The following is a 20,499-nucleotide window of genomic DNA, read 5'->3' on the forward strand; positions in this document are numbered from 1 at the left end:
TCCGGCCCTTTGACCCCAATTCGCCGCACAGGGGGCGCGTTTTCCTCCGCCGGATGGAAATATCGTCCCCATGACCGAGGGAGCGACCGACCCGACTGCCCCACGGCCCCCTGGCACACCCTGCTGGGTGACCCTGCTGGCCCACAGTCTTCCCGCCGCCCAGGACTTCTACGGCGCCCTGTTCGGCTGGGAGTTCGAGTCCGGCGGAGACGTCCGCGTGGGCCCGTACACCCGGGCCATCCGAGCGGAGTCAGCGGGCCACGAGGTGGCGGGCATCGGCGAACTGTCGCCGGAGACCCGCCAACCGCCGGTGTGGACACCGTACTTCACCGTCCACGACGCCGACGAGGCGGCCGCCGGCGTGCGCAGCACGGCGGGCACGGTCGCGGTCGGCCCGCTGGACCTCGGCGAACGCGGCCGGATGGCGATGTGCGCGGACCCGGCCGGCGCGGTGTTCGGGCTCTGGCAGCCCGCCACGCACCGCGGCCCGGTCCGCACGCCACTGCCCGGCACCGCCGTGTGGAACGAACTGTGGGCGCCGGAGCCGTCGATGATGTCCCGGTTCTACGAATGGCTCTTCGGCTACGCGGTGGACAAGCAGGCGGACGGCTCCGTCATGCTCCTCGCCGCGGGCGAGGTGGTCGCGGCGATCCGCCCCATCGCGCCGACACTGCCGCCGCACACGCCGCCGTTCTGGGGCACGCACTTCGCCGTGACGGACGTCGACGGGTCCGCCGCGAAGGCGCTCGCCCTCGGCGGCCGCGTGCTGCGCGAGCCCTACGACGGCGCGGGCGGGCGGCGGGCGGAGGTCGCGGACCCGGAGGGCGCGGAATTCACGCTGGTCGCGTCTCGGTGAGCCGGTCCGGGGTTTTCGGAACTCCGGACGGGCCCCGGCGCGTTACGGTGCCGCCGTGGACCTCTTCGCACGCTCCTGGGACGCCCTGCGCGCGGCCGTCGGCCGGCTCGACGACGCGGACTTCGCACGGCCGTCCGGTTGTTCGGGCTGGCTCGTACGGGATCTCGTGTGCCATCTGGTCATCGGCGCGCAGGACGTCCTGATCACCCTCGTCACACCTGCCGAGGCCGAGCCGACGGCGAACGCCGCGGGCTACTGGAGCCTCGTCGGGCCGCCGACGGGCGAGGACCCGCTCGACGCGCTGATCCCCCGGCTGGCCGCCGCGTACGGCGATCCGCGGCTGCTCGTGTTCCATCTGGACGACGTCGGCGCGGCGGCGGGGCGGGCGGCCGCGCTCGCCGACCCGGCGGCCCGGGTCGGGACGCAGGGCAAGGTGCTGACCGTCGGCGACTTCCTGACCGCGTACGTCCTGGAGTGGACGCTGCACCACCTGGACCTGCCGGCGCCGGCCGGCGCGCCGCCCGCCGAGACGCTGGCGGCGTCCCGGGCGCTGCTGGAGGAGATCGCCGGGGTGACGTTCCCCGCCTCGCTCCCGGACCGGGACGCGCTGCTGGTCGCCACGGGGCGGCGGGCGGCGACACCGGCGGAGCTCGCGGCGCTGGGGGAGGTCGCGGGGCGGCTGCCGCTGTCGCTGGGTTAGCGGCGGCGGGACTTGCCGCGGGGGGCGGCGGGCTTGCGTCTGGGGGCGGGCTTCTTCTGGGGTTTCTGCGGCTTGTCCGCGGCGGTCTCCTGGCGGCGGCCTCGGGAGCTGTTGACCGTGCGCCCGCGGACGACGCCGATGAAGTCCTCCACCCGGTCCGTGGTCGCGTCCTCGCGCCAGGACAGGGCCACCCGGGACTCGGGCAGGCCCTCCACGGGGCGGTACGTGAGGTCCTTGCGGTGATGCAGCCGCGCCAGCGACTGCGGTACGGCGAGTACGCCCACGCCCGCCGCGACCAGCTGGACGGCGTCCGCGGTCGTCTCCGGGCGCTCCGCGGCAAGGCGGCCCGGGGGGTGGTCCCAGTCGAGGGTGTCGTCCAGGGGGTGCAGGACCAGCTCGTCGGCCAGGTCTCCGGCCGTGAGGGTGTCGGCGGCGGCAAAGACGTGGTCCTTCGGACAGACGACCACCGTCGTCTCGGCGTACAGCGGGATCGCGTGCAGGTCCGTACGGTCGACCGGCAGCCGCAGGAAGCCCGCGTCCAGCCCGCGCTCCCGCAGCACGCCGGGGGCCTCGGCGGCGGTGACCTGGATCAGCTCGAGCGGGATCGCGGGATAGCGCTCCTGCCACACCCGAACCCATTTGCCGGGCGTCACACCGGGCACGTAACCGAGGCGGAACACGGGGGGCTGATCGTCGGCGCTCACGTGCCCAGCGTATGCCCTGGTCCGGGCAGCGCGTCGCCGCGGGCCGCGGGCTCGTATCCTGGTCCCATGAACGCGCAGCCGAACGCCCAGACCATGAAGCCCGCCACGGCGGCCAAGAAGCTGGGCGTGTATCTCGACGCCACCCCCGAGGACTTCCGGTCGGGGACGGTGTCGCGCGCCGAGCTGAACGCCCTGCAGACCGATCCGCCGGAGTGGCTGCGCACCCTGCGCCGCGAGGGCCCCCACCCGCGGCCGGTCGTGGCGGCGAAGCTCGGGGTGTCCATCTCGGGCCTGGCGCGCGGGGGCGTCACCGAGGCGCTGACGACGGCGCAGATCGACGCGCTGAAGACGGAGGCGCCGGAGTGGCTGCTCCGGGAGCGGGCCGTCCAGGAGGAGGTCCGCAAGGAGACCGCGCGGATCAAGGCCAAGAAGGCGGAGAAGGACCAGGCGGCCTGAGATCCCGTCCGGCGGTCACCCGGCGGCAGTAGCGTGACCGCCATGACGCCACCCCGACGCGAGACCCTCACCGGCGGCACGGCGAACGCCGGCGCGGTCTACCGCCACGGCACCGCGGTGGACCGCCCGGCCCCCCGCACCGCCCCCGCCCTGCACACCCACCTCCGCGCCCTGGCGGCCCACGGCTTCACGGCGGCGCCCCGACCGCTCGCCCTCACCCCCGACGGCCGCGAACAGCTGACCTTCGTCCCGGGCGACGTCGCCCTCCCCCCGTTCCCGGACTGGGCGATGACGGACACCGCACTGGAGTCGGTGGGCCGCCTCCTGCGCCGGCTGCACGACACCGCCGCGGCGATCCCCCCGGACCCGGCGGCGGACTGGCCCCGCGCCCTGGCCGACCCGTCCGGCGGACCGATCCTCTGCCACAACGATGTCTGCCCGGACAACGTCGTCTTCCGCGACGGCCGCGCGGCGGCCCTGATCGACTTCGACCAGTCGGCCCCCGGCCGCCCCGTCTGGGACGTCGCCATGACGGCCCGCTACTGGGCCCCCATGCTCGACCCGGAGTCCGCGGCGGCCCTCTACCCCCCGGGCCTGGACCCCGTAAAACGCCTGCGCGTCCTGGCCGACGCCTACGACCTCTCCCCCGACGACCGTGCCGCCCTCCCCGCGGTCGTCGAACAGGCCACCGCCGTCTGCCGGACCTTCGTCGCCGACCGGGTCTCCGCCGGCGACCCCGCGTACATCCGCTCCCTCGCGGACCGCGGCGGCTGGCGGCGCTGGGACCGCATCCAGGACTGGCTGACGGCCCACCGCGACACGTTCACGGCGGCCCTGGCCGCGTAGGGACCGCCGCGCCGCCCGGCGGGAAACGTGGCCGACCGGCCCCTCACGGACCGGTGACGGGAACGGTCACCGTCGTCCCGTCGATGTCCGAGGTGCGAATGGTGAGGACCAGCCGCCACGCGCCCTTCGGGGCCAGGGTCGTCGAGGCCGTCCAGTGCCCCGGGCCCACCGACTCCAGGTCCAGGGCCAGCGGTCCGACATCGCGGGCCGGCAGGGACACGGCGGCGGTGAACTCGGCGGGCCTCGCGGGCGTGTCACCGGCGGCGGTCAGGGTCAGGTCCACGGCCGTGGAACCGTCCGGCCGCGGCGTCAGCACGGCGGTGGCCGTGCCGCTGCCCCCCGGCCCGCCGGTGTCGTACGCCGCGCCGCGGGTCACGGCCGACGGGCGGACGGCCCGGTCCGAGGGCGGGGACGAGCCGGCGAGCAGGACGGAGAGGGTGAGGACGACCGCGCCGATCGCCGCCTCCACGGCAAGGGTCCGGCGCATCGACCGCAGGGCCGCCGGGGCGAAACCGGCGCCACGGCCGGGCGCGTGCCGCCGGGTCCAGGCCCGGGCGCGGCGGGCCACGGCGAGGAGGACGACGATCACGGCCAGTTTGACCAGGAGATACCTCCCCCAGCCGGTGCTCGGCAGATCGTCCGCCGAGTCCACCTGCCGCAGCAGCAGCACGGTGCCGGTGGCGACGAGGACGACCACACACCAGCCGGCGAGCCGCGAGAACAGGCGCACGGCCGCGACGAGGGCGGACGACGGCGGGACCGGCCCGCCCCCCGGCAGCAGAGCCGCGAGCGCCACCAGCCCGCCGAGCCACAGGCCCATCGCCGTCAGATGCACCACGTCGGCGGTGAGGGCGAGCGGGACGTACCGGCCGGCGGCGGAGTGACCGGTGGCGGCGAAGGTGGCCGCCAGGGCGACGAGCGGCACGAACGGCAGGTACGAGACGGGGCGGGCCCACCGGCCGCCGGGGGACGGCACCGGCGTGACCCGGGGGTCGGCGGCGGCCAGGGTGAGCCCGGCGGCCAGAAGGACGCGCAGCGCCTCCGCCGCACCCGTCCGGCCGGACAGCGTGGCGGCCAGCGGGTCGGGGTCGAGCAGCGACGCGAGGCCGGTTCCGGCGGCGTACGGGCCCTGGGCGAGCAGGCTCACCGCGGCGGACAGGGTGAGGGCGATCCCGCCGGCGCGGGTCTGCCGCACGAGGGTGGCCCGGCCGGCGGACGTGCCCGGCAACAGGGCCGCTCCCGCGGCTCCGACGAGCAGCGCCAGGCCCGCGTAGCCGACGCCCCGGGCCACGCGCACCAGGACGGCGACCGCCGGATCGGCTCCCCGGTCGGCGCCGGCCAGCGGGGCGGCGGCGCCCGGCGCCTCCCCGACGGTGAACGCGAAGGCGCCGTGGACGGGGTGGGAGTCGGCGGAGGTGATGCGCCAGGCGACGGTGTACGTGCCCCGGCCCAGGCCGGGCCGCAGGGTCGCCGCGAGGGTCCCGGCGTCGCCGGGCACGGGGGCCGCGTCGCCCCGGTCCACCCGGGTCCCGTCGGCGGCCAGTACCCGGATCGCGTCGGGCGCGGCCTGGACGGGTTCGCTGAACCGTACGTCCACGGTGGCGGGTGCGCGGTGCAGGGCCGCCCCGGCCGCGGGAGCCGTGGAGACCACTTCGGCGTGGGCGAGGGCGGGGGCGGCCGACAGGGCGATCAGGGCCGTCGCGGCGAGCAGCGCGGCGGGCAGCAGACGCCGCAGGTGTCTCATGACCGGCGGCCGCGGGTGACCAGCGACAGGGCGGCGCCCCCGAGCGCCACGGCCAGGGCGGCGACGCCCAGGAACCGGGCGGTGCCGTCGTCCCCGGCCGCCGGGGCGGTGACGGCGGCGGTCTCCTTCGGGGCCGCAGAGGCGGTCGCGGGCCCGGCGAGCCGCAGGACGGGGGCCGGACGTTCGGGCTTGCCGCCGTCCGCGGCGGGCAGGTCGATCCAGCGCACGACCTCCCCGTCGTCGTACGTCTGCAGGGCCTTGAAGACCATGCTGTCGCCGGCCTCGGGCAGCGGGCCGAGGCTGACCTCGAACTCCTGGAACTGGCCCGGCCGTATCTCCCCGCCGCTCCACACGATGCGGGACACCGCGTCGGTGATCTCGCCGCCGTGCGCCTTCAGGGGCGTGGACAGTTCCCTCCGCCGGGTGGTGACCGTCCATCCGGGGAGGGGCTTGACGGAGACCGAGGCCACGGGCTGCTTCTCCGGGAGGGCGATCTCGACCCGCACGGTGGCGGAGTCGGGCCGCTCGTCGGGCACCCGGAAGGTCAGCTTGCTGTAGCCGCCCGGGGCGGCCGACTCCGGCGTGACACCGACATGGGCGGCGGCCGGCCCGGAACCCGCCAGCAGCACGAGGCCCGTGGACAGGGCGGCGACGGCTGCTCGGCGCAGGGCGTACTCGGTCATGGGATCTCCTCGGGGAGGGGCCGGAGTCCGGGGCGGGGACTCCGCTGAATTTTTACTATAAATACCACCCCGCGAGAGAACAAGAACCCCACGTCACACGCCACTTGGCGACCCACCCAGCCGGTCGCGTGGTCCAGAACACACCACACTCGGTTAATTTTTCTGATAAAAATCTTACGTAACTCCCCCTCGCACAGAGGAAGTCGACATGACGCGAACCAAGATCCTGGCCGGCCTGGCGTCCTTCTCGGTCGCCCTGGCCGTCCCCTGGTGGACCGTCCCCCAGGAATCTGCCCCCGCCCCCGCGGCCGCCGCCGCCCGTGACACGGCCACGGACGACCCGGCCTCCCCCGACGCGCCCGACCCCCACGCCGCCATGGACTGGAAGGCCATGGACAAGGAGATGGCGAAGCGCGACAAGTCCTTCCCGGCCAAGACCAAGGGCACCGGCGCACAGCCCCTCGCACCCAAGATCCTGGCGGACGGCACCAAGCAGTTCACCCTCACCGCACAGAACATCAAGTGGGAGGTCGAACCCGGCAAGACCGTGGACGCGATGGCCTACAACGGCCAGATACCCGGACCCGCCATCCGCGTGGACGTGGGCGATCGGGTACGGGTGATCCTGAAGAACGAACTCAGGGAATCCACCGTCATCCACTGGCACGGCATCCCCGTCACCAACAAGATGGACGGCGTCGCCAACGTCACCCAGGACCCGGTCCCCCCGGGCAAGAGCTTCACGTACGACATCACGGCGAGCCGGCAGTCGGTGGGCTGGTTCCACTCCCACCACGACGGCGTCAAGCAGGTGACCTCCGGCCTGTGGGGCACCTTCCAGATCGGCGACCTGCCGCTCCCGGGCAACGTGAAGCCCGACAAGGAGATCCCGTTCTCCCTCCAGGACAGCGGCGCCCTCGGCCTGACCTTCAACGGCAAGTCCTTCCCCGCCACCGCACCGGTGAGGCTGAAGAAGGGCCAGTCACTCCTCGTGCACTACTACAACGCCGGCGACATGCCGCACCCCATGCACCTGCACGGCCTGGACCAACTGGTCGTCGCCAAGGACGGCTTCCCGCTCGAGGACCCGTACAAGGCCGACACGATCCTGATCGCCCCCGGTGAGCGCTACTCGGTACTGATCAAGGCCGACCAGCTCGGCACCTGGTCCTGGCACTGCCACATCCTCTCCCACTCCGAGAGCTCCAAGGGCATGACCGGCATGTTCACCGAACTCATCGTCACCTGAACCGCCGTACGGACCTCCCGAGCCCACCCATCCGATCCACGCGGCCGCCCGACCGGCCGCAGACTGGAGCAACCGTGTCCATCAGCACGGATCCCCCCTCGGCAGACACCCCGTCGAACCGACTCCTCCGCCTCGCCCGCCCCCTGACGCCCGTCGTCAGCGTCGCCCTCACCCTGGGCCTCCTCGCGGGTCTGATCCTCGTCGGCGTCTTCCGGTCCGACGACCCCTCGGGCGCCGCCGCCCCGGGCGCCGGCCCGCACACCGTCGCCGCCGCCGGCACCGGCACGGACGTCGCCCCCGTCAGCTTCGACATCGAACTCGGCGACCTCTACATCAAGCCCGCCGCCATCGAGGTCCCCGCCGGAGCCGAAGTGACCCTGCACGTCACCAACAAGGGCTCCCAGGACCACAACATCGCCCTCGAGGGCGCCGACCCGCAAACCTTCGAGTCCGGCACCACCGGCGAACTGACCTGGGCCCCGTTCACCGAGTCGGCCGTGGCCTGGTGCACCGTCGCCGGCCACAAGGACGCCGGCATGGTCCTGGCCGTCAACGTCAAGGGCGCGACCGCCCCCGCCCACTCAGGCGACACCAAGTCCGCCGCCGCGGACAACGACGCCGTCATCGACGCCAACGCCAAGCCCTCCCCGAAGTGGAAGGCCGTCGACCCGTCCCTCCCCGCGGCCGACCCCGCCCGGCTGCACCAGGTCACGTTCACCGCCAGGGAGAAGAAGAACGAAGTAGCCCCCGGCGTCACCCAGTTGCAGTGGACCTTCAACGGCACGGCCCCCGGTCCCACCCTGCGCGGCAAGGTCGGCGACACCTTCCGCGTCACCCTGAAGAACGCCGGCACGATGAACCACTCCATCGACTTCCACGCCTCCCTCGTCGACCCCACCGTCGAGATGCGGCAGATCAAGCCGGGTGAGTCGCTGGTCTACGAGTTCAAGGCCGAGTACGCGGGCATCTTCACGTACCACTGCGGCGCCGCGCCGATGATCCAGCACATGAGCAACGGAATGTACGGTGCGGTGATCATCGACCCGCCGAAGCTGCCGAAGGTCGACAAGGAGTTCGTCCTCGTCCACTCCGAGCTGAACCTCGGCCCCGAGGGCGGCGTCGGCGACCTCAAGAAGATGCTGGCCGGCCAGAGCGACGGCGTGGCCTTCAACGGCTACTACAACCAGTACGCCTACGCGCCCATCAAGGTGGCCGTGGGCGACCGCGTCCGCATCTGGGTCGACAACGCGGCGATCAACGAGCCGCTCGCCTTCCACATCGTGGGCCAGATCTGGGACACCGTGTACAAGGAGGGCGAATACCTCCTCAAGCGCACCGGCGCGGGCGGCTCCCAGACCCTCGACCTGAGCACCACCCAGGGCGGGTTCGTGGAGTTCACCGCCGCCAAGGCGGGCACGTACACCATCGTCAACCACGTCATGAAGAGCCTCTCCCGCGGCGGGGCCGGCACCTTCGTCGTGGGCGACGGCGGCGGCGCGGCGAAGGGCGCCACCGGCCACTGACATCCGCGCCTCCCACCGAACGGCCCGACACCCGCACCCCGGGCGCCGGGCCTTCGGCCCGCGCGCCTCCCCGGCGTCCGGCCGCGACCATGACCCCTATGAGTTTTTCACAATCATTTGTACAATTACCTCATGTCCGGTCCACAGCCCCCCAGAAAACCCGCAAACGCGACCCGCGCCGCCGTCCTCGACACCGTGCGCCGCTCGCGAACGCCGATGACCGTGCCGGACATCGCCGCACGACTGGATCTGCACACCAATTCCGTACGCTTCCATCTCCAGCGGCTGATCCGGTCGGGAGAGATCCACGAGGACCGGGCTGACCCCGACGGCCCGGGACGGCCCCGCATGGTCTACACGGCGATGCGGCCCGCCCCGGCACCGGACGCCGAACCCGCCCCGGAGAGCAGCGGATACCAGCTTCTGACCGAAATGCTCGCCGGACACCTCGCGGCCACCTCCGACGATCCGGGGGCCACCGCGAGCGCCGTGGGCGAGGCCTGGGGACGCTATCTGGCCGCCCGCCCCGTCCCCTTCTCCCGTACGACGGAGGAGGAGTCGATCACGCGGATCACCGAACTGCTCGACCGCGCCGGATTCTCCCCCGCCCGTGACAGCGCGGACGGCCACCGGCTCGAGCTGCGCGTCTGCCCCTTCCGGACCGTCGCCGACCGCCGGCCCGGCGTCGTCTGCGCCATCCACCTCGGCCTGATGCGCGGCGCCCTGTCGGAGTCCGACGCCCCTCTCGAGGTCTCCCGCCTGGACCGCTTCACGGCCCCGCACTCCTGCATCGCCCAACTGCGCCCCTCCACCGCCGCGGACAGCGCCGGGGACGACGACGTGGAGGCCCTGCCCGGCTGGGCGGGCCGCGTCGCCGGCTGACCCGTCGAGGATCCGCCGCAGGGCGTGTTATTCAAACGCGCGTACGTTTCGCGAGGACGAGCCGACCGGTCCGGCTCACCCCGAGGCCGGCCTCAGGCGGGCGTCACAGGCAGCACGTCCGGCGACAGCGCCCCGGCGCCGGCCGTGGCGCGGGTGGTGCGCTTGCGGTGATGCCGGCGGCACAGCACCTCGTACCCGATCTCCCCCGCACCGTTGGACACGTCACCGACCACGACCTGCTCCCCCTCGACCACCATCACCCCGCCGACCGTACGGGCGTTGTGCGTGGCCCGCGCCCCGCACCAGCACAGGGCCTCCACCTGGAGCGTCTCCACCCGGTCGGCCAGCTCGATCAGGCGCTGGGAGCCGGGAAAGAGCTTGGTGCGGAAGTCCGTGGTGATACCGAAGGCGAAGACGTCCAGATCCAGGTCGTCGACGATCCGCGCCAGCTGGTCTATCTGCGCCGGCAGCAGGAACTGCGCCTCGTCCACGATCACGTAGTCGACCCGGCCGCCCTGAGAGAACCGCCTCACCACATACCCGTACAGATCGAGATCCGCCTCGGCCTCCACCGCGTCGGTCACCAGCCCCAGCCGCGACGACAGCTTCCCCTCACCGGCCCGGTCGTCCCGCGTGAAGATCAGCGCCTGCAGACCCCGGGCGGAGCGATTGTGTTCGATTTGTAGCGCCAAAGTTGACTTCCCGCAGTCCATCGTCCCGGAGAAAAATGCCAGCTCAGACACCCGACAGACACCCCACGAACGACAGACCCCGCCCCACACAACCAACTCGAACAACAGAAGACAAACGCCACACCAGCCGAACGATGCCCCAACCAACCGATGGCGAATACCCAAGCAAGCCGGTCGACTTTCCGCAGTCCATCGTTCCGGAGAAAAACGCCAGTTCGGACATCTGGGGAAGGTGGCCCTTTCAGCGTGGTCGAACAACCGCCCCAGTCTAGGTCAGGGCGAACAGTGGTCGGCGCGGAGTCCCGGAACGGGGCTATCCGCGGATCTCGATCAGCGGCACCAGCTGCTCCCGCGGCGTCAGCGTGCCGTGCATTCCGACCAGCGAGGATTCGTTCGGCTCCGTACGGGTCGCGACGATCGCGATGTCGTCCGCGGCCGCGACGATCACATCGCCCAGCCGCTCGTACACCCGGTCGTCGATCCGGTCGCCGAACCACCCCAGCGCGATCGCCTCGTCCCGGCCCGCCACCCAGGCCCGCTCCCCCAGCACGTCGCGCCAGACGGCCAGGACGTCGGACGCGGCGCCGGGGACGGCGTAGACGTGGCGGGCGCGGCCCTCGCCGCCGAGCAGGGCGACGCCGGCGCCGAGTTCCCAGTCCTCGTCGAAGTCGTAGCGGGCCTCGGGGGTGAAGGGGATGTCCGTCATGCCGTGGTCGGCCGTGACGTACAGGGCGGAGCGGGGCGGCAGCTGTTCGGCGAGGCGCTGGGCGAGGCGGTCGGCGTACATCAGCTGGCCGCGCCAGGCGTCGGAGTCGACGCCGTAGCGGTGGCCCTTGCCGTCGACCTCGCTGTAGTACGTGTACACCAGCGACCGGTCCGCCGCGCCGAGCTGCGCCGCCGCCAGGTCCATCCGCTCCTCGCCGGAGATCCGGCCGTGGAAGCGGCCGCCGCTGAGGGCGATCTTCGTCAGCGGGGTGTGCGCGAAGTCGGGCGCCGACACCTGGCAGGTGTGGACCCCGGCCCGCTGCGCCAGCTGGAAGACGGTCGGGTACGGCTGCCAGACGTGCGGGTCCGTGTGCGGCTTCCAGCGGAGCTGGTTCATCAGGGCGCCGGTGGCCGGGTTGCGGACGGCGTACCCGGGCAGGCCGTGCGCGCCCGGGGGCAGGCCCGTACCGACGGAGGCCAGGGAGGTCGCCGTGGTGGACGGGAAGCCCGCCGTGATGGGGTCGCCGGTGGCGTGCGCGTACAGGAACGGGGCCTCGTCCGGATGCTCGCGCAGCTGCTGCCAGCCGAGGCCGTCGATGAGGAAGACGCAGGCGCGGTCGACCGGCTCGAGCGGCAGGATCGCCGTCGGACCGGGCACGCCGAGGCCCGCCGCCAGGGTCGGCAGCAGGTCGGCGAGGCCGGCGTCCCCGTAGCGGGGGACGGGGGCGTGGGCGGGGTCGAGGGGGGCGGGCCAGTCGGCGCTCGGGGCGGCGCCGGTCACCGGGCTGCGGCCATCAGGCGGCGGGGCCGGAGGCCTGGGAGGTGATCTCCGAGAGCGACTTGGCGAAGGCCAGCGCCTGCCGGACGGTCTCGGGGCCGTCGCCGGCCTCGCTGACGCGCAGGCTCAGGTCGTCGGCGGTGGAGGAGCCCGTGTAGCCGTGGTCCGCCTCGCAGTTGGGGTCGCCGCAGGACGCCGGCTCCATGTCGAGCCGGCTGACGGCGCCCCAGCCCACCGTGAGGACGACCTCGCGGGGCAGGGTGCCGGGAGTGTACGACTCGGGGTTGGCGACGACGCGGCTGAGGACGACGGAGGAGATCCGGGAGAGCTTGACGCTCTCCGTCGACGTCGTGGCGTACGGGGTGGGGCTGGTGCTGTCGGCGGCCTGCTCGTCGGTGTGGCTGACGATGAACCGGCTCTGGGTCAGAACGAGCACCGTGACGTGGCGCCGGACCTCGTTGGAGTCGAAGGTCGTCTCCTGATGGACCAGGTAGTCGCTGACCGGCTCCCCGCCGACGGCGGCCTCGACCGCCTCGGCCACGAGGGCCGGGTAGTAGCCGCTGCGCTCGATCGCCTCACGCAGGCCTTGGGTCGGGGTACCGGTCTTTGCCATGGGGCCCAGCATAAGGGGTGAGACGTGGGGTGACGGCACCCCGCGGGACCCCTGGCCGGGGGTCAGACGCGGGTCGCGTAGCCGCACTCCGCGCGGGCGTCGTCGTCGATCTCGCTCCCCCGGTCGTACGGGTCGGCCCCCGGGCCGTCCACGGGGTCGCCGATCGCCTCCTCGTCGTCGAACTGGGGGTGGAGGAACCCGTCGTAGACGCCGCACGCCGAATTGCTGATGTCGGCCTGCCACCCCACCATCCGCAGCTTCCCGACGCTGTACTGATCGCGCTCTTCGGCGGGCACATTGCCCGGATCAATCATGGCCATGTCGATTACGCGTCGTACGATCACGCGGGTGACGCCCGAGCGGCCGGGGCGCCTCACGGCGTAGACGAACGAGTAGTCGGCGTGGACCTGCACACCCCGGTAGTCACTCTCCCGGAAGGACATCGCGCCCTCAACCTTCACCTTGTCGGTGGCCAGCTCGACCTGCCCCGGTTTGAAACGGGTGGTGTAGACCGTGGGGTCGTAGTAGTCGTCGGGCTCCTCCAGCGCGCGCTCGATCTCGTAGAGCGTCACGTTGTCGCCGGGGTCGAGGGACGAGAGCAGCCGGCCGGGGCGGCCCCCGCGCAGGGTGCCGGGATCGATACCCGTGTCGACGAGGACGTCCTTGACCTGCCGCAGCGCGTCACCGACCTGCTTCGCGCTCAGTTTCCCGACGGCCTTCGCCTTCGGCAGCTTGATCGCGTCGGCCCCCTCGTACCACCCCTCCGCCGGAGACCCCGCCCACGGATCGGACTCACTCGGCTCGTACGGGTCCGCCTGCTCGGCCGGGGGCTTCGCCAGCTCCCGCCGCACCGCGTCGAAGAAGTCCGGCAGCCACGAAGCCAGCGCCACCGCCCCCACGACACACGCGATCACCACCCCCCGGCGAAACCGCCGCCGCTCCCGGCCTGCCTTCGGCTCCGCGGCGGTGATCCGCGCCGCGGCCTCGGCGCGCAGCCGCTCGCGGACGCGCTCCTGGCGTTCCTCGTAGGTGAGGCCCGAACCGCTGCCCGCGGCAGGCGTGTCGACGTCGTCCAATTCCCGCTCTCTCCACCCCGGACGCGGCGTCGCCGACGCAAGTCCCCCCAGCTGAGGGCAGAGTTCTAGCGCGTCAACCCGAACCGGCGCAAGTGTGTTCAGTACGCGGGCAGCGTCCGCGGTCCCAGGTCCGTGCGCGGCGGCGGCGGGGCGAGCGTCGCCGTGGCCGCCAGGACCGCGACGCCGGTGGCCGAGACCACCACCGGGGAGAGCTCCACCGCGATCACCTCGGGGTGGTCGTCCACCAGCCGCGACAGCCGCAGCAGCAGCTCCTCCAGCGCGTCGGTGTCCACCGGCGCCGCCCCGCGCCAGCCGAAGAGCAGCGGCGCCGCCCGGATCGTACGGATCAGCTCGGCGGCGTCCCGGGGCGTGGCGGGGAGCAGCCGGTGGGCCACGTCGCCCAGCAGCTCGGCGGGCGCCCCGGCGACGCCGAAGGACAGCACCGCCCCGGCGCCGGGGTCGACGGCGGCGCGGACCAGGGTGTCCACGCCGCGCGGCACCATCGGCTGGACGACCAGGCCCAGGTCGGCGCCGAGGGCGGACGTGAGTTCGGTGTGGGCGCGGCGCAGGTCCTCCTCGTCCGCCAGGTCCAGGCGTACGCCGCCGAGGTCGGGGCGGTGGCGCAGATGGGCGGCGGTGGTCTTCAGGGCGACGGGGTAGCCGAGGGCGGTGGCCGCGCGGGCGGCCTCGTCGGCGGTGGGGGCGGGGGCGGACGGGCAGACGGTGATGCCGTAGCGGGCCAGCAGCCGGGCGGTGTCGCCGGCCGTCAGCCGCAGCGCGGTGCCCTCGCCGGCGGCGGCGAGGAGGGTTGTGATGTCGGCGCCGGCGCCGTCCTCGTCGAGGTCGTCGAACTCCGGCAGCGCCCGCCCCGGCACGGTCGCCGCGCGGCGCCAGTCCGCGTACCGGACCGCCTCGGCCAGGGCGCGGGCGGCGCGCTGGCCCATGTCGACGGCGGGGATGTCGCCGAGCGCGGCGGGCAGGCCGTCCATCGCCAGGTGGACCACGACGACGGGCTTCACGGCGCCCTCGGTGGCCTCCCGCAGCACCGCCGCGAGGGCCCGGGTGTCGGCCTCGGTGGCGACGGCGGCGGCCGCCGGGACGTCGGGGTCGTGCACGGAGGGGATGGCGGTGACGACGACCGCGTCGCAGGCGTCGTCGGACAGGGCCTCGGCGAGGGCGGCGCGGACGTCGGCCGGCTCGGCGGCGGTCGTCAGGTCGCGCGGCGGCAGCGGGCGCAGGCCCTGGGTGAGGCAGGCGTCGTAGGTGAGCAGGCCCAGGGACTCGGAGTTGCCGAGGATGGCGACGCGCGGTCCGGCGGGCAGCGGCTGCCCGGCGAGCAGCAGGCCGACGTCGGCGAGCTCGGTGACGGTGTCCACCCTGATCACACCGGCCTGGCGCAGCAGCGCGGACACCGTCTCGTCGGGGATGCCGCTGGGCGCGACGTGGTGGCCGGCGGGGGCGGCGCCCGAGTGCCGGGCGCCCTTGATCACGACGACGGGCTTGCGTTCGGCCGTACGGCGGGCGAGGCGGGTGAACTTGCGGGGGTTGCCGATGGACTCCAGGTACATGAGCACGACGTCCGTGCCCTCGTCCTCGTCCCAGTACTGCAGGAAGTCGTTGCCGGAGACGTCGGCCCGGTTGCCGGCGGAGACGAACGACGAGACGCCCGCGCCCGGCCGGCGGCCGAGCTCCGCCAGCACGGCGATGCCGATCGCCCCGGACTGGGTGAACAGGCCGATCCGGCCGGGGCCGGGGAGGTACGGCGACAGGGACGCGTTCAGCCGGGTGCCCGCCGCCGTGTTCAGCAGGCCGAAGGCGTTGGGGCCGATGATCCGCATGCCGTACGTACGGGCCAGCCGCACCAGGTCGCGCTGCGCGTCCTGGCCCGCCGGGCCGGCGTCCGCGAAGCCCGCGGAGAGCACGACGAGCCCCTGGACGCCCTTCTCCCCGCAGTCGGCGACGACGTCCGGCACCGCCTTCGCCGGTACGGCCACGACCGCCAGGTCCACGGGGCCGTCGATGTCGCGGACGGAGCGGTGGGCCCGTACGCCCTCGGGCTCCAGCCGCTCGTCGGTGAACGCCGAGTTCACCGCGTACACCTCGCCCGTGAAGCCCCCGTCCAGCACATGGCGCAGCACGGTGCGCCCGACGCCGCCGGGGCGCCGGCCGGTGCCGATCACGGCGACCGAGCGGGGGGACAGCAGGCGCTGCACGGAGCGGGCCTCGGCGCGCTGTTCGCGGGCGCGCATCACGGCGACGGAGCGGTCGGTGGGCTCGAGGTCGAACTGCAGCCGGACGACGCCGTCCTCGAAGGTGCGCTTCTGGGTGTAGCCGGCGTCCGTGAAGACCTTGATCATCTTCATGTTGTTGGGCAGCACGTCGGCGGTGAAGCGCCGGATGTCGCGTTCGCGGGCGCAGGCGGCGATGTGCTCCAGAAGGGTGGAGGCGATGCCCCGGCCCTGGTGCTCGTCCTGGACGAGGAACGCGACCTCCGCCTGGTGCGGGCCGCCCTCGCCGGGCGGGAGGCGGTCGTAGCGGACGGTGGCGATGAACTCGTCGCCGGTGGTCGCGCAGAGACCGACGCGGTCGGTCCAGTCGTGGTGGGTGAAGAGCCGGACGTCGCGTTCGGTCAGCCGGGGGTACGGGGCGAAGAACCGGTAGTACTTCGACTCGTCGGACACCCGGGCGAAGAACGCGACCAGCCGGTCGGCGTCCGCGGGCACGATGGGGCGGATCCGCGCGGTGCCGCCGTCGCGCAGGACGACGTCGGCCTCCCAGTGCGCGGGATATGCGGGGCCGGTCGTCTCACCCATGGACACAGCGTACGGGGGATCGGGTCGCGGTCGCCGGGAGGGCGGTGCACTCTGGGGAAGGCGCCGTCACTACCCGGGAGGGCAACACCATGGTCGAACGCCGTGTCACCGTCGGCTGGCCGGAAGGGCTGCACGCCCGGCCGGCCTCGATCTTCGTACGGGCGGCCGCGGCCGCGGGGATCCCGGTGACCATCGCGAAGGCGGACGGCAGCCCCGTCAACGCCGCGTCGATGCTCGCCGTGCTGGGGCTGGGGGCACGCGGCGGCGAGGAGGTCGTACTGGCGGCGCAGGACGCGGGGGCGGAGGCGGCGCTGGAGCGGCTGGCGAAGCTCGTCGCGGAGGGGCTGGAGGAGCTGCCGGAGACGGTCTGATTTCCCCGGCGCCGGATTGTCCCGGTGAATTCCCGTCGTATACGGGAATGGTGTTACGCCCGCTCGCCGCTCACGTTTACGGAATGTTTCCGGGAACTCACACCGCCCGCCGGCCGGCGCAATTCGTAGGCCGCCGCCGACCGTTCCACATGCAGCGCGGCGACCGCCCGGGCCCGCTCCGCGTCGCCGCGCGTCACGGCGTCCGTGATGGCCCCGTGCTCCGCCCAGGACTCCACCGCCCGGTGGTGCGAGGCGCCCGCGTACACCCAGGAGATCTTCCGCCGCAACTGCACCAGCGGCGCGGCGAGGCTGGGGCTGCCGGTGGCCTGCGCGAGGGTCTCGTGGAACCAGGCGCCCAGCGCCGCCAGCTCCGGCAACTGCCCGCGCCGCGCCCGCTCCTGGCCGAGGCGGACGAGGCCGTGCAGCACCTTGAGGTGCGCCTGGGTGCGCCGCTCGGCCGCGCGGGCGGCGCCCAGCGGCTCCAGCAGCGCCCGGATGTCCAGCAGATCGGCGGCGTCCTGCGCGGTGGGCTCGGCGACGCAGGCCCCGACATGGCGCCGGGTCGTGACGAAGCCCTCCGACTCCAGCGTGCGCAGCGCCTCGCGCACGGGGACGCGGGAGACGCCGTACCGCCGGGCGAGATGCTCCTCCGTCAGCCGGGAGCCGGGCGGGAAGTGGCCCGCGACGATGGCGTCCCGGATCGCCGTGCACACCGCGTGCGAGGATCCCCCGCTCACCTCGGCCCTCCCCGTCTGCCGCCGAATACCCGGATGCGTACCGCCCGTTACCGAGAATACCCGGGGAGACCCGATACGCGACGCCGTTCGAATTACCGCGGGAATTCCGCCGGCCGGAAACAGCCGGGCCCCGCACCCGGGGAGAGTGCGGGGCCCGGCGGAGAGAGTCAGCCCTTGACGACCGTCACCTCGCCGATGCCCAGCGCCCGCACCGGGCCCTCGATCTGCGCGGCGTCGCCGACGAGCACCGTCACGAGGCGGTCCACCGGGAACGCGGCGATCGCGGCGGCCGTGGCCTCCACCGTGCCGGTCTCCGCCAGCCGGATGTACTGCGTGGCCTGCCAGTCGTCCGGCAGATGCTGCTCGACCTGCTCGGCCAGGGTGTCGGCGACGGCGGCGGCCGTCTCGTACTTCAGCGGCGCCACCCCCACCAGGTTCTGCACCGCGACGTCGCGCTCGGCGTCCGTCAGCCCGTCGGCGGCCAGCGTGCGCAGCACCTGCCACAGGTCCTCGAGCGCCGGACCGGTCACCTCGGTGGCGACCGAGCCGCTGATGGCCAGCAGCGACGCGCCGCCGCCCGCCTCGTCGGAGCGGATCACCTGGCCGAAGGCCCGCACGCCGTAGGTGTAGCCCTTCTCCTCGCGCAGCACCCGGTCCAGCCGCGACGTCAGCGTGCCGCCGAGGCAGTACACGCCGAGGACCTGCGCCGGCCACACCCGCTCGTGCCGGTCGGGGCCGACGCGGCCGATGAGCAGCTGCGTCTGCACCGCGCCGGGACGGTCCACGACGATCACCCGGCCGGTGTCGTCGCCGGTGATCGGCGCCGGCGCGGACGCCTCGCCGGCGCCGCCGGTCCAGGCGCCGAGGGTGGTCTCCAGGGCGGCGCCCAGCTCGACGTCCGTCAGGTCGCCGACGACGACGGTCGTCGCGGTCGCCGGGCGGATGTGCTTGTCGTAGAACGCGCGGACGGCGGCGGCGTCGATGCGCTCGACCGTCTCCACCGTGCCCTGGCGGGGGCGCGACATCCGGCTGTCGGCGGGGAACAGCGAGGCGCTGAGGGCCATCGCCGCGCGCCGGGCGGGGTTGGCGAGCTCGTGCGGGATCTCGTCGAGGCGGTTGGCGACGAGCCGCTCCACCTCCGTCTCGGGGAAGGCGGGCGCGCGCAGGGCGTCGGCGAGCAGGCCCAGCGCCTTGGGCAGCCGGGAGGCCGGGACCTCCAGCGACACCCGGACGCCCGGGTGGTCGGCGTGCGCGTCGAGGGAGGCGCCGCACCGGTCCAGCTCGGCGGCGAACTCCTCGGCGCTGTACTTGTCGGTGCCCTCCGACAGGGCCCGCGCCATGATCGTCCCGACGCCGTCCAGGCCCTCGGGCTCGGCGTCCAGGGGGGCCGGGACGAACACCTCGACGGCCACGATCTGCTGGCCGGGGCGGTGGCAGGTCAGCAGCGTCAGCCCGTTGGGCAGCGTGGAGCGCTCGGGCGCGGGGAACGCCCACGGGGTGGCCTCACCCGGCTGGGGCTGCGGGTGGAACGTCATCTTGCTGGTGGTCACTGGCCCGCCTCTTCTTCCTGCGCGAGGTCTTCGACGTCGGTCTGCTCGGCGTCCGGCGCCGTCGTCGCGGTCGGCTCGTACACGAGCACCGCACGGTTGTCGGGACGCAGCCGCGCCTGCGCGACGGCCTGCACCTCCTGCGGGGTGACCTCGAGGATCCGGGACACGGCGGTCAGGGCGAGCTTCGGGTCGCCGAAGAGGACGGCGTAGCGGCACAGTTCGTCCGCGCGTCCGCCGACCGTCGCCAGCCGGTCCAGCCACTCGCGCTCGATCTGCGCCTGCGCCCGCTCCATCTCCTCGGGGGTGGGCCCCTCGGCGGCGAACCGCGCCAGCTCCTCGTCGACGGCCGCCTCGATCTGCGGCACCTCGACGCCGGCGGACGTCTTGACGTCCAGCCAGCCCAGCGACGGGGCGCCGGCCAGCCGCAGCATGCCGAAGCCGGCGGCCACCGCGGTACGGTCGCGGCGGATCAGCCGGTTGTACAGCCGGGAGGACTCGCCGGAGCCCAGCACCGTCAGCGCCAGGTCCGCGGCGTCCGCCTCGCGGGAGCCGTCCTCGGGCAGCCGGTAGGCGGCCATGAGCGCCCTCGAGGGGACCTCCTCCTCGAGGACGACGCGCTGCTCGCCGCCCATGACGTCCGGCAGGGAGCCGTCGCGCGGCGGCTGCTTGCCGTCGTGCGAGGGGATGGAGCCGAAGTACTTCTCCACCCACTCCAGCGTCCGGTCCGCGTCGATGTCGCCGACGACCGACAGCACGGCGTTGTTCGGCGCGTAGTACGTGCGGAAGAAGTTCTGCGCGTCCTCCAGCGACGCCGCGTCCAGGTCGGCCATCGACCCGATCGGCGTGTGGTGGTACGGGTGGCCCTCCGGATACGACATCGCCGTGAGCTTTTCGAACGCGGTGCCGTAGGGCACGTTGTCGTACCGCTGGCGGCGCTCGTTCTTCACCACGTCCCGCTGGTTGTCCAGGCCCGCCAGGTCCAGGGCGTCCAGCAGGGAGCCCATCCGGTCGGCCTCCAGCCACAGCGCCAGCTCCAACTGGTGCGCGGGCATGGTCTCGAAATAGTTGGTGCGTTCGAAGCTCGTCGTGCCGTTGAGTGAACCGCCGGCCGCCTGGACGAGCTCGAAGTGCCCGTTGCCCTCGACCTGTCCGGAGCCCTGGAACATCAGGTGCTCGAACAGGTGGGCAAGGCCGGTGCGCCCCTTCACCTCGTGGCGCGAGCCGACGTCGTACCACAGGCACACGGCGGCGACCGGGGTGAGGTGGTCCTCCGAGAGGATCACCCGCAGCCCGTTGCCGAGCGTGACGTCCCGGAGTTCGTCTGCCGTGCGCCCGCCGGCCTGCGGGGTCGGGGGGGTGTCCCCCCGGGGAGGAGCTGTACCCATGGGCCTGGGAGTCCCTTCGATCGTCTGCCGTGCCGTGCACGAATGCGTGCTGTCCACTGTATGACGGGTCCCTCGCCCGAGGGGGTTCGCCGGGGCGCCGCACCCGGCTGTCGGTGGTTGGGTCCACAATGGTCGG

Annotated in this window: 19 protein-coding genes; 8 read left to right on the forward strand and 11 right to left on the reverse strand. The window is 73.6% G+C overall.

The window, feature by feature from the left end:
- The first annotated feature begins 127 nt into the window (after positions 1–127).
- Positions 128–856: a VOC family protein gene (locus tag SRB5_RS15335; protein ID WP_323377948.1), complete on the forward strand. Its 729-nt coding sequence runs from the start codon at positions 128–130 to the stop codon at positions 854–856.
- Positions 857–911: 55 nt separating this feature from the next.
- Positions 912–1,556 carry a maleylpyruvate isomerase N-terminal domain-containing protein gene (locus SRB5_RS15340; RefSeq protein WP_323377949.1) on the forward strand — a complete coding sequence of 215 codons (645 nt, stop codon included), beginning with the start codon at positions 912–914 and terminating at the stop codon, positions 1,554–1,556.
- Here the strand turns inward: SRB5_RS15340 and SRB5_RS15345 are convergent.
- Positions 1,553–2,260, reverse strand: a complete 708-nt coding sequence (locus tag SRB5_RS15345) for a LysR family substrate-binding domain-containing protein (RefSeq protein ID WP_323377950.1) — start codon at positions 2,258–2,260, stop codon at positions 1,553–1,555. The two genes, SRB5_RS15340 and SRB5_RS15345, sit on opposite strands and share 4 nt — an antisense overlap.
- Before the next feature lie 66 nt (positions 2,261–2,326).
- Here SRB5_RS15345 and SRB5_RS15350 point away from each other — a divergent pair, with 66 nt between their 5' ends.
- Positions 2,327–2,716 (forward strand): DUF5997 family protein, encoded by a 390-nt coding sequence (locus SRB5_RS15350; RefSeq protein ID WP_153452513.1) that lies wholly within the window; start codon positions 2,327–2,329, stop codon positions 2,714–2,716.
- Between the two features lie 42 nt (positions 2,717–2,758).
- Positions 2,759–3,562: a phosphotransferase gene (locus SRB5_RS15355; RefSeq protein ID WP_153452514.1), complete on the forward strand. Its 804-nt coding sequence runs from the start codon at positions 2,759–2,761 to the stop codon at positions 3,560–3,562.
- A 43-nt stretch (positions 3,563–3,605) separates the two neighbouring features.
- On the opposite strand, the gene SRB5_RS15360 is transcribed toward SRB5_RS15355, so the two are convergent.
- Positions 3,606–5,306 carry a copper resistance CopC/CopD family protein gene (locus tag SRB5_RS15360; protein ID WP_153452515.1) on the reverse strand — a complete coding sequence of 567 codons (1,701 nt, stop codon included), beginning with the start codon at positions 5,304–5,306 and terminating at the stop codon, positions 3,606–3,608.
- Complete coding sequence (locus SRB5_RS15365; protein ID WP_153452516.1) at positions 5,303–5,989, reverse strand: YcnI family copper-binding membrane protein; 687 nt, start codon at positions 5,987–5,989, stop codon at positions 5,303–5,305. The genes SRB5_RS15360 and SRB5_RS15365 overlap by 4 nt, the downstream gene beginning before the upstream one ends.
- Positions 5,990–6,197: 208 nt before the next feature.
- Here SRB5_RS15365 and SRB5_RS15370 point away from each other — a divergent pair, with 208 nt between their 5' ends.
- The 3 genes from SRB5_RS15370 (at position 6,198) to SRB5_RS15380 (ending at position 9,643) form a co-directional block, all read left to right on the forward strand.
- Positions 6,198–7,238 (forward strand): multicopper oxidase family protein, encoded by a 1,041-nt coding sequence (locus SRB5_RS15370; protein ID WP_153452517.1) that lies wholly within the window; start codon positions 6,198–6,200, stop codon positions 7,236–7,238.
- Between the two features lie 74 nt (positions 7,239–7,312).
- Complete coding sequence (locus SRB5_RS15375) at positions 7,313–8,761, forward strand: multicopper oxidase domain-containing protein (RefSeq protein ID WP_153452518.1); 1,449 nt, start codon at positions 7,313–7,315, stop codon at positions 8,759–8,761.
- A gap of 132 nt (positions 8,762–8,893) precedes the next feature.
- Positions 8,894–9,643, forward strand: a complete 750-nt coding sequence (locus SRB5_RS15380) for a helix-turn-helix transcriptional regulator (protein ID WP_153452519.1) — start codon at positions 8,894–8,896, stop codon at positions 9,641–9,643.
- Between the two features lie 92 nt (positions 9,644–9,735).
- On the opposite strand, the gene SRB5_RS15385 is transcribed toward SRB5_RS15380, so the two are convergent.
- The 5 genes from SRB5_RS15385 to SRB5_RS15405 form a co-directional block, all read right to left on the reverse strand.
- Positions 9,736–10,386: a thymidine kinase gene (locus SRB5_RS15385; RefSeq protein WP_323377951.1), complete on the reverse strand. Its 651-nt coding sequence runs from the start codon at positions 10,384–10,386 to the stop codon at positions 9,736–9,738.
- 262 nt (positions 10,387–10,648) lie between these two features.
- Entirely contained in the window at positions 10,649–11,821 is a 1,173-nt protein-coding gene (locus tag SRB5_RS15390) for an alkaline phosphatase family protein (protein WP_323377952.1), read from the reverse strand.
- Positions 11,822–11,834: 13 nt separating this feature from the next.
- Positions 11,835–12,431 carry a DUF5998 family protein gene (locus SRB5_RS15395; RefSeq protein WP_153452520.1) on the reverse strand — a complete coding sequence of 199 codons (597 nt, stop codon included), beginning with the start codon at positions 12,429–12,431 and terminating at the stop codon, positions 11,835–11,837.
- 62 nt (positions 12,432–12,493) lie between these two features.
- Entirely contained in the window at positions 12,494–13,507 is a 1,014-nt protein-coding gene (locus tag SRB5_RS15400) for a hypothetical protein (RefSeq protein WP_153452521.1), read from the reverse strand.
- A gap of 98 nt (positions 13,508–13,605) precedes the next feature.
- Complete coding sequence (locus tag SRB5_RS15405) at positions 13,606–16,320, reverse strand: bifunctional acetate--CoA ligase family protein/GNAT family N-acetyltransferase (RefSeq protein WP_153452522.1); 2,715 nt, start codon at positions 16,318–16,320, stop codon at positions 13,606–13,608.
- 89 nt (positions 16,321–16,409) lie between these two features.
- Between SRB5_RS15405 and SRB5_RS15410 the strand changes: the two genes are divergently transcribed.
- Positions 16,410–16,691, forward strand: a complete 282-nt coding sequence (locus SRB5_RS15410; protein ID WP_153452523.1) for an HPr family phosphocarrier protein — start codon at positions 16,410–16,412, stop codon at positions 16,689–16,691.
- A 53-nt stretch (positions 16,692–16,744) separates the two neighbouring features.
- Here the strand turns inward: SRB5_RS15410 and SRB5_RS15415 are convergent, their stop codons facing one another.
- The 3 genes from SRB5_RS15415 to SRB5_RS15425 all read right to left on the reverse strand — a co-directional run bounded on the left by SRB5_RS15415 (position 16,745) and on the right by SRB5_RS15425 (position 20,363).
- Positions 16,745–17,428 carry a GntR family transcriptional regulator gene (locus tag SRB5_RS15415; RefSeq protein ID WP_323377953.1) on the reverse strand — a complete coding sequence of 228 codons (684 nt, stop codon included), beginning with the start codon at positions 17,426–17,428 and terminating at the stop codon, positions 16,745–16,747.
- Between the two features lie 167 nt (positions 17,429–17,595).
- The gene (locus tag SRB5_RS15420; RefSeq protein ID WP_153452569.1) at positions 17,596–18,963 is read right to left on the reverse strand and encodes a M16 family metallopeptidase; all 1,368 of its coding nucleotides are present in this window, start codon (positions 18,961–18,963) and stop codon (positions 17,596–17,598) included.
- Between the two features lie 11 nt (positions 18,964–18,974).
- Positions 18,975–20,363, reverse strand: coding sequence for a M16 family metallopeptidase (locus SRB5_RS15425; RefSeq protein ID WP_153452524.1), 1,389 nt, complete (start codon positions 20,361–20,363; stop codon positions 18,975–18,977).
- Between the last annotated feature and the right edge of the window lie 136 nt (positions 20,364–20,499).

The organism is Streptomyces smaragdinus, assembly GCF_009604385.1.
Classification (GTDB): Bacteria; Actinomycetota; Actinomycetes; order Streptomycetales; family Streptomycetaceae; genus Streptomyces; species Streptomyces smaragdinus.